The organism is Pseudomonas syringae, from assembly GCF_001698815.1.
Taxonomy (GTDB): Bacteria; Pseudomonadota; Gammaproteobacteria; order Pseudomonadales; family Pseudomonadaceae; genus Aquipseudomonas; species Aquipseudomonas syringae_A.
This window is the reverse complement of sequence record NZ_LGSI01000051.1, coordinates 12,589-25,477: the sequence shown is the minus strand read 5'-3', so window position 1 is coordinate 25,477 and position 12,889 is coordinate 12,589. Positions and strand designations below refer to the sequence as shown.

Below are 12,889 nucleotides of genomic sequence, written 5' to 3'. Positions count from 1 at the left end.
ACAGATGCTGAAACCGTCTGTCACCTTACTGTACTGGCTGGCAGGTCTGTCAGCCGTAGCAGTGGTGCTGGGGATTCTTTCGGCATTGAATCTCGACATGCCCCAGGAAATCGGCACGCTGTGCTGGGCTTTGCTCGCGGCCTTGCTGCTGCTGACGCTGCTGGATGCCTGGCGCCTGAAACGCCTGCCTTCGCCGGACGTACAACGCCATCTGCCTGGCAGTCTGGCCTTGGGCCGTTGGGGCGAGGTACGCCTGGACCTGAGTCACAGCTACCCTTCAACCTTGGCCATAGCTATTTTCGATCATCCTCCCGCTGGCCTGGACTTCGAACATCAGCCGCAGTCCGTGATGCTGCAACCCGGCGCGAACAGCCAGATCGGTTATCGCCTGCGTCCCTTGCAACGCGGGCTGTTCAACTTTCAACGCTGCGAGATCAGTCTGCCCAGCCCGATGGGGTTCTGGACCGCGCGTCGCTACCTGACGCTGCCAGGCACGACTCGGGTCTATCCAGATTTCGCCCGCCTGTATGGCGGACAATTGCTGGCTGTGGATAACTGGCTCAGCCAGCTCGGTGTGCGCCAGCGGCAACGCCGAGGGTTGGGCCTGGAATTCAATCAGCTGCGCGAGTTTCGTGAAGGCGACAGCTTGCGCCAGATCGACTGGAAAGCCACCGCTCGGCAGCGCACGCCGATTGCCCGGGAATATCAGGACGAGCGCGACCAGCAGATCATGTTCATGCTCGATTGCGGACGCCGCATGCGCAGCCAGGATGGTGACCTCTCCCATTTCGATCACGCCCTCAATGCCGCCTTGCTGCTCAGTTATGTCGCGCTGCGCCAGGGCGATGCCGTGGGCTTCTCGACTTTCGCAAGCGAGCAGAACCGCCATCTGGCACCCGTCAAAGGCCCTGACCAGCTGAACGTGCTGCTCAATACCGTCTACGACCTTGCCAGCACCCAGCGGCCGGCCGACTACAGCGCTGCCGCGCGCCAGTTACTGGCCAGGCAAAAACGTCGGGCACTGGTGGTACTGATGACCAATCTGCGTGATGAAGACGACGACGAATTACTGACAGCGGTCAAACAGCTGGGTCAGCGTCATCGGGTTCTGGTGGTGAGTTTGCGGGAGGAGGTTCTGGATAACTTGCGACAAGCGCCGGTCCAGACGCTGGAAGAAGCGCTGACCTACTGTGGAACCGTCGACTTTCTGAATGCTCGGGCGGGCTTGCTTGACCGCTTGAGCGCCCACGGCGTGCAGGTCCTGGATTCACGCCCGGGGCAACTGGGGGCCGAACTGGTCAGCTGCTATTTAAGCTGGAAAAAAGCCGGGACGCTGTGATTGCACAGCAAAATAGTGCGAGCTGGCGAAGAACGCCAGCTCGTTTGGTGGGGTCTCAGGCTGAAGCTTCCAGCGGATAAAAACTGAAGTACTGGCGCAGCGCACCAATCAATTCAATGTATTCATCCGGTGCATCCTGCACCTTGAAGCCCGAGTCGTAACTCCCAGGGGTTTCATCTTCATGACACCAAAGACAAGTCGCTACAACGTCCAGGGTCTTTTGAAGGCCTCGCTCACCGGGTACCGCCAGACACAGATGGAAATCAGCGCCCACCAGCACCGGCAGATCGCTGATCAGCATCAGCCCTTGTTCGGAAACATTACCCAGGCAACCGATCGGCTTTTTCGTGTACCGATTGACCACTTGCAGGTAATAAGGCAGTTGATGCCGTTCGATTCGTCGTTCTTTTAACATGGTCAGTCGCCGTCATAGACCATTTAGCATGGCCACGCTAATGCCTTTATGGTGTTGCCTCCCTGACCTGCGCCTGACTGCGGGCAAATGCTTCAAGGTGTTATCCGTAGGGAACGTGCCTATGACTGACCGGCAGTCACAGAAGTCACGTCACTCAAGCATTAACCACTCTACTTGAACGCCTACTACGAAGAGCCTAGCGCAAACATGCCGATCGGCCACCCGAAAGCGATACCGCCCATCCAATCGGGTGTATCTATCGTGAAGCAGGGTAGGTTTTGACCTGCACCCCAGCCGGGTAATGCCCTAGCTGCTGCAGTGTATCCAGACGCGCCTGGGCGCGAAAAGCGTATTCGTTATTGGGGTACTGGCTGATGATGAAGCGGTAGGTCTGGGCCGCATCGACAAACAGCTTCTGCCGTTCAAGGCACTGTCCGCGCAGCATGGAAACCTCCGGCTGTACGTATCGCCGGGCCCGACTCTGCCGATCAACTTTGGACAGGTCGAGCATTACGCTTTCACAATCGCCGCGATCATAAGCACGATAGGCGCTGTTCAGATTGGAATTCATTGACCAACGGGTGCAGCCGCTGATTGCAGCCATCAATACTAAAATCATCACGATTCGCATGGGACTCTCCTGTGCTCTGCAATGTATCGACCTGATCACGGATTTCTTCAAGCCTTGAGACAACCGATTGTCTACTGATTGCCCTGTCGACCGGCATCGAGGTAGTGCAAAGGAACAATGACTACAGAGCAAGACAGTAGTAGCCTCTCGCTGCGCTTCATTTAAGGAGTTTGTGCATGACCGTACGCCGTACCAAAATCGTCGCCACCCTTGGCCCTGCCAGTAACTCGCCGGAAATCATCGAACAACTGATCCTTTCGGGTCTGGACGTTGCTCGCCTGAACTTTTCCCACGGTACCCCGGATGAGCACAAGGCTCGCGCCAAGCTAATTCGCGAAATCGCTGCCAAGCACGGGCGCTTCGTCGCACTGCTGGGGGATCTGCAAGGTCCGAAAATTCGTATCGCCAAGTTCACCAACAAGCGAATCGAGCTGAAGGTCGGTGACAAGTTCACCTTCTCCACCGCTCACCCGCTGACGGACGGCACCCAGGAAATCGTCGGTATCGATTACCCCGACCTGGTCAAGGATTGCGGCGTTGGCGACGAGCTGTTGCTCGACGACGGACGCGTGGTCATGCGCGTCGATACCCAGACTGCCAACGAGCTGCATTGCACCGTGCTGATCGGTGGTCCGCTCTCGGATCACAAAGGCATCAACCGTCGCGGCGGTGGCCTGACGGCACCGGCCCTGACTGAAAAAGACAAGCTGGACATCAAGCTCGCGGCAGAAATGGAGCTGGATTACCTGGCCGTTTCCTTCCCGCGCGATGCCGCTGACATGGAATACGCCCGCAAGCTGCGTGACGAATCCGGCGGTACTGCCTGGTTGGTCGCGAAGATCGAACGCGCTGAAGCCGTAGCCAACGACGAAGTGCTTGATGCCCTGATCCGCGCCAGTGATGCCGTCATGGTTGCCCGTGGCGACCTGGGTGTGGAAATCGGCGACGCGGAACTGGTCGGCATCCAGAAGAAAATCATCTTGCACGCACGTCGCCATAACAAGGCGGTCATCGTTGCCACGCAAATGATGGAATCGATGATCTCCAGCCCGATGCCGACGCGCGCCGAAGTGTCCGACGTGGCCAACGCCGTGCTCGACTACACCGACGCCGTGATGCTGTCCGCTGAAAGCGCCGCTGGCTCGTACCCGATCGAAGCTGTACAGGCCATGGCGCGCATCTGCGTCGGCGCTGAAAAGCACCCGACCGGCAAGACGTCCAGCCACCGCATCGGGCATAAATTCACCCGTTGTGACGAAAGCATCGCGCTGGCGGCCATGTACACAGCCAACCACTTCCCGGACGTGAAAGCGATCATCGCGCTGACCGAAAGTGGCTACACGCCGCTGATCATGTCGCGCATCCGTTCCTCGGTGCCGATCTACGCGTTCTCCCCGCACCGCGAAACCCAGGCCCGCGCCGCCATGTTCCGTGGCGTCTACACCGTGCCTTTCGACCCGGCAGCCCTGCCACCGGGCCAGGTCAGCCAGGCCGCCGTCGACGAACTGCTCAAACGCGGTCTGGTCGAGCAAGGCGATTGGGTGATCCTGACCAAAGGTGACAGCTATCACACCATTGGCGGCACCAACGGCATGAAACTGCTGCACGTTGGCGACCCGTTGGTCTGAAGACTGCACACGCAACACCCAAAGCCCCGGCTCGCGAGAGTCGGGGCTTTTTTGTAGCTGACGGTTAGAGATAGCCATTAGCCTCCTGTCACTTTTGACAGCTTATTGATCGCAGGTTTTGGGTGCAGAGTACCTACAGCACTGCCACGAAGCCTTTTTCATTTCGTAAGGCCTATGAACTTTGGCGTGCATGCCTTGAAAGCTCCTCCGGGATCTGATTAAGGATAAGGAAGCTTTCAACTATCAGGAGATATGAAATGGTTATCAACACAGAGCACAGAGTTGCGCCGGGTGATGTCGATATCAGCTTCGGGGACGGAGGAAAAAAGATCCTGTCTTTTCCTGGCGGCAACTTTGTTTCGGTCTGGGGCATGGCGTTGACCCCGGACGGAAAAATACTGGCCGTCGGTTCGACGAATACCAACAGCTTTATCATTGGTCGCCTGACCGAAGATGGGGCAATTGACACTGCCTTTGGCAACGGCGGTGCGCTGACAGGGCAGTTTCTGGGTTATCCGTCAGTAGGAAGATCCATCCATAGCCTGAACGACGGCAAACTATTGGTTACCGGTACGCATATCGCCAGCGACCAGATTTTACCGGCGGCGAGCCGCCTGCTGTCCGATGGGAACTTTGATCCAACGTTCGGCGAAGGTGGCAGCTTTGTTTTTCCACCGCCTGGCAAGTCCACTGACGTCGCTGTCAACCATCGCGTCAAAACCAGCGGCAGTGCGAGTACCCAAAGTGTCATTCTCCCCGACGGTAAAATCCTCATCGGTCACTCCCTGGACGACTACGGCCTGTTGATTCGTCTGACGGCAGACGGCGTTCTGGATACCAATTTTAATGGCACAGGCTATGCGACCGTCCGTTACCCTCATGGCAAGACGTTGATTACGCACGTGAGCTCTTTCAGGGTCACTGCCACGGGTGAAGTCATTGTGTGCGGGCAGGCACAACTGGCAAACAATCGGTTCTTGGGGATGTTGGCCCGTTATGGCGCAGATGGCCGGCCAGATCGAAGCTTTGGTTCGCAAGACTCAGGTTTTATTGGGGTAGAGCCTGCGGGGCGTGTGTTAAGAGTGGATGACCTGGTTGTCGACGCAAGTGGCAACATTGTCTGCGTCGGCACTCTCGGCCTATTGGGCGGACAACAAGCAGCCATTACCTTTGGCAGAATGGCCGATGGCAGCCCGGACCCGGTTTTCAACAATGGTGAAATAACCGAGCTTGACTTACCTGTGTGGAGTGAATGGTATTCGGCAGCGATGTCGCCACTTGCCAATACGGTTCTCACGACCGGTATTACTTTTGATGAAACTTACGTCAACCAAGGGGTAATCGTCGGCCGTTACCTGAAAACGGGCCAACTGGACAAGAACTTCGGCAGAGGCAAAGGGTGTGTATTTCTCGATCCAGGCCAGGAACCGCGCCTGATAGTGCAAGACGAGAGCAACGTGCTTATCTGTTGCATATTGCGTTTACCCGGCCCCATTAAAGAAGCAGTCGTGATGCGCCTTTTGAACTGAAAACAGCCATCAACCAAGTCCCGAACTGCTCAACGGGGCTTATTCGCGCCCCAGAAACACATCTGCCAACACCTGATTGCGCGGCAAGCCTGCCAGATACAAGCGTTTGGAAAACCCTTCGACGCTGGCCGGGCTGCCGCATACCAAGGCCATGGTCCGCCGGGACAGCAGGCGTAAATCAGCCAGCGCTTCAGGCAAGTCGTCAGGCGTTGTCAGTTGTACGCGCAGACTGGAATGCTGTGCCGCCAGCTCGGCAAGCGACTTGGCCAGATAATGTTCGCTGTCGTCACGGGCCAGATGCATCAGGCGGATTGGCCCTTGATGCTCTTGCCGCAAAGCCTCGCGCAATACACCCCACAACGGCCCGAGCCCGGTGCCTGCCGCCAGCAGCAAAAGCGGTCGTTCCTGCCAGTCCGGATCGTATTGCAACGCCCCGCCGCGCAGTTCGCCGAGGCCGACGGTATCGCCTGGCTTCAATTGCCGGGCGACATCAATGAACGCGCCTGACTGGTGGCAATCGAGGTGGAACTCCAGAAAAGGGTCTTCGCCCGGCACACTCGCCAATGAGTATGGCCGGGCCACACCGCAAGCCGTCCAGAGCACCAGATGCTGACCCGCGCGATAGCGCAAAGGCCGCTCGGGTTCCAGACGCAAACGCAATACTGACGGACTGAGCCAGTCACAGCCCGCCACGCGAGCAGGAACCCCATCACGCAGTGGATCGAAAGCCTGGACCGTCAGGTTTTCCACGACCCGACACTGACACGCCAGACGCCACCCTTGCTGACGCTTGCCCGCATCCAGCGCTTCGGGAAGCGCATCCAGTGGTTCACCTTCGCAGCATCGCACCAGACAGGCATGGCAACTGCCCGCCCGACAGCTATAGGGAACGCGCATTCCGGCCTGATTGAGGGCATCGAGCAGATTGCTGCCCGCTGCGACCGCCCACTGCTGGTCGCCGACGCGCAACTCAGGCATCAACGGATTCCCAGGCCGCCACGCAGCGGTTACGGCCACTGCGCTTGGCCAGATACAACGCCTGATCCGCGCGATGCAGGCCGTCGTCAAGGTTATCGCCCCAGCGCAGCAGGGTCATGCCGATAGACAAACTCAGGCCCGCATCGGGCAAATCATTGAGCTGAACCCGCGCAAATGCCTCGCGCACGCGCTCGCAGCAGTCGATCAGTTGTTGCTCGGTGCAGTGAGGGATCAGCAGCACGAATTCTTCTCCGCCATAGCGCGCCAGCACATCAGTGTCTCGCAGGCAATCTTCGGCATGGGCGGCGAAGGCCTGCAGCACCTGGTCACCTGCGGCATGACCGTAGCTGTCATTAATGCGTTTGAAATGGTCAAGATCGATCAGGGCCAGCCCGTGTAATGCATAGCCATCAAGCAGAGCAAGCTCCCGAGAGGCCATGCGCAAAAAGTGACGACGATTGTACAGGTTGGTCAGCTCGTCAGTCGCGGCCAGTTCTTCGAGTTGCAGCATCATGCCGCGCAAGGTGTCCTGATGCGCCTGCAAGGCATACCGACGCTGGCGCATGCGCATTCGTTGGGTGTGAACGTAACTGGCAAAAAGGCTAAGCCAGAGCAGCATGACGAACAAGGCACTCAATTGCAGCAGCGCGGTGGCCGGGTGGGCCATCTGCCCCTGGGAAAACTCCCAGCCGTTGATGGCACAGAAGCTGGCCAGCACCAGCACCGCACAGCGCGCAAACACAATTGGCGTCAGCTGAAACAACCCGAACAGCAGAATGGGGGCGTACAGAATCAAAAACGCGCCTCGGGCGGTGTCCAGATAGGAAATCAGCCAGGTCAGCCAACCCAAGGCCAGCAGTACCTGAAACTCGGTCAGGCTTGCATCTTTAAAACGCTGATTGAACCGACTGAGAAAAACCCCCAGCAGTGCAAACTGACTCAACACCACCAAAGCACTGCCTATGATCGCTACGTGAAGCGGCTGATGAAGCTCTCCAGCATAGATCGCCAGCCAGGTAAGCGACATGACGATCAGATAGGTCGCTGCGGCCATCCCAAAACGTTTTAAAAAGAGGGACTGCGTGGTTGGAGAGATGACTCTCCCGCTCGTTGTGCTCAAAAGGATTCCTTCCCATAGTCGCACCAAGCCCAAACCTTAGCCTTGGATCTAAAAGTTGACTAGCTGTAAAGTTAAATACGTTCAAATATGTTCAATTGCAACCGGCACAAATCAGCCCAAAGCCCCTAAAACCGGTGACTGCGAAGCGTTTCGCTTGCAGCCTGCAGGCCTGCTGACGCCAAGACAAGCCCACAGTATGGCAATAGACTCTTGTTAACCGATGGATGGACCTGCGCAACCAGCGGGTTATACTGCCGCGCCTTTTTGCGCCAGCCGAAGCAGCCGTAACAACGCTGATACAACAGCCGCGTTTTGTAGTATTCGGCACACATTTGAATGTTCCCGTCCCAACAGAGGAGCGCGCCCCATGACCGTGATCAAGCAAGACGACCTGATTCAAAGTGTCGCCGATGCCCTGCAATTCATTTCCTACTACCACCCGGTAGATTTCATTCAGGCCATGCACGAAGCGTATCTGCGTGAAGAGTCGCCTGCTGCCCGCGACTCCATGGCTCAGATCCTGATCAACTCGCGCATGTGCGCGACAGGTCATCGCCCGATCTGCCAGGACACCGGCATCGTCACCGTGTTCGTTCGCGTGGGTATGAACGTGCGCTGGGATGGCGCCACCATGAGCCTGGACGACATGATCAACGAAGGCGTGCGCCGCGCCTACAATCTGCCGGAAAACATCCTGCGCGCCTCGATCCTGGCCGACCCGGCCGGTGCCCGCAAGAACACCAAGGACAACACCCCCGCCGTTATCCATTACTCCATCGTCCCGGGTAACACCGTGGAAGTGGACGTCGCGGCCAAGGGCGGCGGTTCGGAAAACAAATCGAAGATGGCGATGCTCAACCCGTCCGACTCAATCGTCGACTGGGTATTGAAAACCGTACCGACCATGGGCGCCGGCTGGTGCCCGCCGGGCATGCTCGGCATCGGCATCGGCGGCACTGCCGAGAAGGCTGCGGTGATGGCCAAGGAAGTGTTGATGGAATCCATCGACATTCACGAGCTGAAACTGCGCGGCCCGTCCAATCGTATTGAAGAAATGCGCCTGGAACTGTTCGAGAAGGTCAACCAGCTGGGCATCGGCGCTCAAGGCCTTGGCGGCCTGACCACCGTGCTCGACGTGAAGATCATGGATTACCCGACCCACGCCGCTTCGTTGCCGGTGTGCATGATCCCCAACTGCGCCGCCACCCGGCACACGCATTTCGTGCTGGATGGCAGTGGCCCGGTCGCTCAGGAAGCACCGCCGCTGGACGCCTACCCGGAAATCGTCTGGGAAGCCGGCCCGTCGGCGCGCCGCGTCGACCTCGACACGCTGACGCCTGAAGACGTGCAGAGCTGGAAGCCGGGCGAAACCGTGTTGCTCAACGGCAAGATGCTCACCGGTCGTGATGCTGCGCACAAACGCATGGTCGAAATGCTCAACAAGGGCGAAACCCTGCCGGTCGATCTCAAAGGCCGCTTCATCTACTACGTCGGCCCGGTTGATCCGGTACGCGAAGAAGTGGTTGGCCCGGCTGGACCGACCACCGCAACGCGGATGGACAAATTCACCCGGCAGATCCTCGATCAGACCGGCTTGCTGGGCATGATCGGCAAATCCGAGCGCGGCCCAACCGCAATCGAAGCGATCAAGGACTACAAGGCCGTGTACCTGATGGCCGTTGGCGGAGCGGCTTATCTGGTGGCGCAGGCCATCAAGAAGTCCCGCGTCGTGGCCTTTGCCGAACTGGGCATGGAAGCGATCTACGAGTTCGAAGTCAAGGACATGCCGGTCACGGTCGCCGTGGACAGCAACGGTGAGTCCGTGCACATCACTGGCCCACAGATCTGGCAGAAAAAGATCAGTGAGAGTCTGGCGGTTGAAGTGCAGTAAGTAACCGCACTATTACGCAGTAAGCCTGGCCAAGAAGCCAGGCTCACTGTTCGATACTTCCGCCGCCCAGGTTACCGCAGTCAAACCGGCACCCCATCGCACCTTCCTTGCATCACGCCCCTCATCAAGCGCCGTCAACCGGGCGATAGTCTTCCCAATAACGAAACAACTTTTAATCGCCAATCGTTCCATAAAAGATCGAGATGGCAAGCGCCTGATTTTTATCGATAAATTTCTCCAATTCGTTGCCACTGTCACTTCTGACAGGTAGACACCACCACATTCCTGGAAAAGGCTGTCGTCACACGTGCAGGGAGCACTGACATGGCCGACCAACCTTTTTCCTTATTACGAAACCTGGCGAAGATCGAAACAACGACAGCCGAACGCACAAACGGCAAGCTGGCATTCGTCGACGCCATGCAGGCGCTGGGTATCACTTCAGTTTTCGATATCGTGCGTCGCTCCAAACCTGCTTTCGTGCGTGACCTGTACAGGCTGAGTGATGCCAACGGTGAACTGGCCTATGAGAATGCCCGTTGTTATGCAACCCAAATCGTACGGTTGTATCGCAACCAGCTCGTTTCATCCGGGCGCACGCAAAATCTGACTCTACGCACAGGTGTGCGCTCATTGGTCGATATCGGCCCCAGCTTTCCTAACCTGTTCAAAGAGAATTGGGACCTGTTTTGCAAAGTGGGTGCGATTGAAGCCAAGGACTCACCCGCGGCTTACCTCACCTCCCTGTACAGATTTGCCACGCAAGAACTGGAAGGCAGTTCAGCAGAAACAAATCGCATCCACCTTGAAGACCGCCGCCCCGACTTAAAAGGTCTTCTGATCGATCAGCAAAGCACCTTCAACCCGGTGCCCACGCTCCAGATCGTCAACCAGGTATTGAGCAAGGCCATCGAAGCCTATGTCGACACCGTTGACGAGGATAAAGACAAAACTCTCTATCAATTGATGACGGAGAAACAGCACCCCTTTCAGTTCCCTTATAACTTCCACCACCAACAAATCACCTTGGGCCTCAGTGGTAAGAAACCGGTGCTGGGGGAACTGAATTACCGAGTGAGCCTTGAGTTACCTGCAACCTCTGCCGGGACCGACGCGTATGGTGCGGTACAACAAAACAGCACCGTAGCTCAGATGATGATGAGCGGGTTGGGGCCCGAGCAACAGGCGATTCTGATGGCGCCTGCCCTGCCGGTTCTACCACCCGCCGACGTGGGCAAACTGAACGGCTCGCTTGCAGCGGATGAAGATCTGAGCAGCGTCATACGCTTCTTCAAATCCAGCTACGGTATCGACTACATCCCTGGAGTGCCCAACTCTCTGGATACACTGAAGATATTCATCGAGAAAACCGGCCTGCACAGTGATGCAGTCGAGGCCCTGCTGGCTGTGCATAATCACGCCCCGTATCCATCGCCCAACATTCTGGCGGCAGGCCAGAACGTTAACGGGACTAAGGAAAGCCGGGAAGCCTTATCTGCCCAATATGGCGCCTGCTACGTCAACGGCCCGACTGAACAAGCCTCGCTGGAGATCAGTAAAGATCCCAACGGCGACGCCAGACTACTCAATACCAGCGTGGACCGCTTCGACCGCCTGCAACGCATGATCCGCCTGCAACGCTGGATGGACATACCCTTTGCCGAACTGGATACGCTGATCTTGGCGGTCATTCGCTCGGAAGGCGCTGATAACCTTGAAGCAGTATTGACGACCAACGTATTGCGAGCATTGGGGGTTTATCGTTACCTGCGCGGTCGTTACACGCTTGAGCCGGAAGAGTTTGCTGCGTTTATCCATGCTTTAGGCGCTTATGCCAACGGCGGACGCCGTCCGATGTTCGACCAGGTGTTCAATAACCCGTCACTGTTCGAGACGCCCATGGTGCTCGATGGATCCACCCTTTATCTGTCCAACCCAAATAGCGCTGCTGCCCGAACCCTTGCCCAGTTATGCGCCGGCCTGCAGTTGCCCCTGACGCAAGACGATTTGTGGCCGTTGGCAATCGATACCCGCGATCTTATCGGTGATACCCCAGGGGACCTCAAAAGCAACTTGAGCATGATGTCCTCGTTATATCGCCAGACCCGCATCGCCTCAATGTTCGATCTGGCCGGCAAAGACAGTCGAGCGCTGATTGACCTGCTGGACGGCGAGGCGTACCGGAAAAAAATCGTGACCGGCCGCATACACGCAGGCCATACGGACATCCTCGACATCCTGATGCAAATGGACTGGGCCGTGACCTGGCTCAAGGACACCGGACGCGATATTTCGGCCCTGCGACTTCTTCTGGGCGTGGACAGTACGGAAGCTCCCACACCCCAGAGCTTGATAGATCAGCTCAACCACCTGGCGAAAGACGCGCGCGATGCAGCGCTGAATGCACCGAAACTTGAAGCATTGAATCTGCCAGCTCAAGACGATAACGAGGCTGCCATCGATTGGTCAGGCGCCGTACTTGTGCCCCTGACTGATGCAAACGGCCTGGTCATTTCCCAGGCATTAACCCTGGTGGACGACCTGCCCTCGACCTTCACTGCCGTACTCGCTACCCAACTTGAACCCATCGCGCTGGATGATTCGGTAAAAACCGAGCTAATGACCCGACTGCTTGAGTTCATCCTCAAGGGCTACATCACCCAAAACCGACTGATTGAAGGTCTGCTGCAAACCAACGCAGGATTACCTCTGGACCGTTGCGAAACGGTCATGCGCTGGGCGGGTAGCAGCGTTGGCATCTTTTTGGGCGAGGTGTTGAGCGCCACTGCCGACGCTGAACTGAGCCTGCCGCTGACGGACAGCGGCAAGGTCGTGATCGAAACCTTGATGACGCTTGTGCGATATGCCGAGGCCAATCAACAACTGGGGTTGAGCGCTCAGGCATTGCGCACTTTCCTGGTTTACCCGCAATGGCTGCACGCCAGTTTCAACGCCCCGCTGGATCTGTCGCTGGGCAGCTTCTTCCTGCTGGATCGCTACCGCGACTGGCGTGATAGCAGCGGACACCCCGAAACGGCCCTGCTCAGTTATCTAAGCCGGGCAAACGGTCTGGAAACAGCCAAAACCACCGAGCAGGCGCAACAATGCGCGGCCTCGCTGGCCCCGCTCACCAGCTGGACCGCGTCTGAAGTACTCACTGCGAGCGCGTTCCTGACCGCCCACGCTGGCGTCGCCACGTCCATGCATGAAGTGGACTGGATCAAGCGGATGCACAGCACCAGCGTGCTGACCGGCCTGGCGGCGGAACAGATTCTCGCTGCCACGAACCTGACCAACGCAAGTACGCCTGAAAACTGGAAGAAAGTCGGCGAAGCCGTCATGGCGGCCAGCCGCTAAA

At 57.6% G+C, this 12,889-nt stretch carries 9 protein-coding genes; 5 read left to right on the top strand and 4 right to left on the bottom strand.

All coding sequences use genetic code 11. From position 1 onward, the window contains the following. The first annotated feature begins 7 nt into the window (after positions 1–7). The gene (locus tag AFK24_RS17415; protein WP_065834599.1) at positions 8–1,339 is read left to right on the top strand and encodes a DUF58 domain-containing protein; all 1,332 of its coding nucleotides are present in this window, start codon (positions 8–10) and stop codon (positions 1,337–1,339) included. A gap of 55 nt (positions 1,340–1,394) precedes the next feature. On the opposite strand, the gene AFK24_RS17410 is transcribed toward AFK24_RS17415, so the two are convergent. Further along, positions 1,395–1,754, bottom strand: coding sequence for a PilZ domain-containing protein (locus AFK24_RS17410; protein ID WP_065834407.1), 360 nt, complete (start codon positions 1,752–1,754; stop codon positions 1,395–1,397). A 256-nt stretch (positions 1,755–2,010) separates the two neighbouring features. After that, on the bottom strand, positions 2,011–2,385 hold the full coding sequence (locus AFK24_RS17405) for a hypothetical protein (RefSeq protein ID WP_065834406.1): 375 nt from the start codon (positions 2,383–2,385) through the stop codon (positions 2,011–2,013). 176 nt (positions 2,386–2,561) lie between these two features. Here AFK24_RS17405 and pyk point away from each other — a divergent pair, with 176 nt between their 5' ends. Both pyk and AFK24_RS17395 read left to right on the top strand, forming a co-directional pair. Beyond that, positions 2,562–4,013, top strand: coding sequence for a pyruvate kinase (gene pyk, locus AFK24_RS17400; protein ID WP_065834405.1), 1,452 nt, complete (start codon positions 2,562–2,564; stop codon positions 4,011–4,013). A gap of 257 nt (positions 4,014–4,270) precedes the next feature. After that, on the top strand, positions 4,271–5,542 hold the full coding sequence (locus AFK24_RS17395; RefSeq protein ID WP_065834404.1) for a delta-60 repeat domain-containing protein: 1,272 nt from the start codon (positions 4,271–4,273) through the stop codon (positions 5,540–5,542). Positions 5,543–5,581: 39 nt separating this feature from the next. Here the strand turns inward: AFK24_RS17395 and AFK24_RS17390 are convergent, their stop codons facing one another. Together AFK24_RS17390 and AFK24_RS17385 are read right to left on the bottom strand one after the other, a co-directional pair. Further along, a complete protein-coding gene (locus AFK24_RS17390) occupies positions 5,582–6,520 on the bottom strand; it encodes an iron-sulfur-binding ferredoxin reductase (RefSeq protein ID WP_065834403.1) in 939 nt (312 codons plus the stop codon). Next, complete coding sequence (locus AFK24_RS17385) at positions 6,513–7,574, bottom strand: GGDEF domain-containing protein (protein ID WP_065834402.1); 1,062 nt, start codon at positions 7,572–7,574, stop codon at positions 6,513–6,515. Before AFK24_RS17385 ends, AFK24_RS17390 begins: the two co-directional genes overlap by 8 nt. A gap of 433 nt (positions 7,575–8,007) precedes the next feature. Here AFK24_RS17385 and AFK24_RS17375 point away from each other — a divergent pair, with 433 nt between their 5' ends. Beyond that, positions 8,008–9,531: a fumarate hydratase gene (locus tag AFK24_RS17375; RefSeq protein WP_065834400.1), complete on the top strand. Its 1,524-nt coding sequence runs from the start codon at positions 8,008–8,010 to the stop codon at positions 9,529–9,531. A 324-nt stretch (positions 9,532–9,855) separates the two neighbouring features. Then, entirely contained in the window at positions 9,856–12,888 is a 3,033-nt protein-coding gene (locus tag AFK24_RS17370; protein ID WP_065834399.1) for a Tc toxin subunit A, read from the top strand. Position 12,889 lies beyond the last annotated feature (1 nt).

What these genes read in the sequence shown, in the direction of transcription:
- AFK24_RS17410 (WP_065834407.1), bottom strand. Translation starts at nt 1,754, where the DNA reads ATGTTAAAAGAACGACGAATCGAACGGCATCAACTGCCTTATTACCTG.
- AFK24_RS17395 (WP_065834404.1), top strand. Translation starts at nt 4,271, where the DNA reads ATGGTTATCAACACAGAGCACAGAGTTGCGCCGGGTGATGTCGATATC.
- AFK24_RS17370 (WP_065834399.1), top strand. Translation starts at nt 9,856, where the DNA reads ATGGCCGACCAACCTTTTTCCTTATTACGAAACCTGGCGAAGATCGAA.
- pyk (WP_065834405.1), top strand. Translation starts at nt 2,562, where the DNA reads ATGACCGTACGCCGTACCAAAATCGTCGCCACCCTTGGCCCTGCCAGT.
- AFK24_RS17390 (WP_065834403.1), bottom strand. Translation starts at nt 6,520, where the DNA reads ATGCCTGAGTTGCGCGTCGGCGACCAGCAGTGGGCGGTCGCAGCGGGC.
- AFK24_RS17385 (WP_065834402.1), bottom strand. Translation starts at nt 7,574, where the DNA reads ATGGCCGCAGCGACCTATCTGATCGTCATGTCGCTTACCTGGCTGGCG.
- AFK24_RS17405 (WP_065834406.1), bottom strand. Translation starts at nt 2,385, where the DNA reads ATGCGAATCGTGATGATTTTAGTATTGATGGCTGCAATCAGCGGCTGC.
- AFK24_RS17375 (WP_065834400.1), top strand. Translation starts at nt 8,008, where the DNA reads ATGACCGTGATCAAGCAAGACGACCTGATTCAAAGTGTCGCCGATGCC.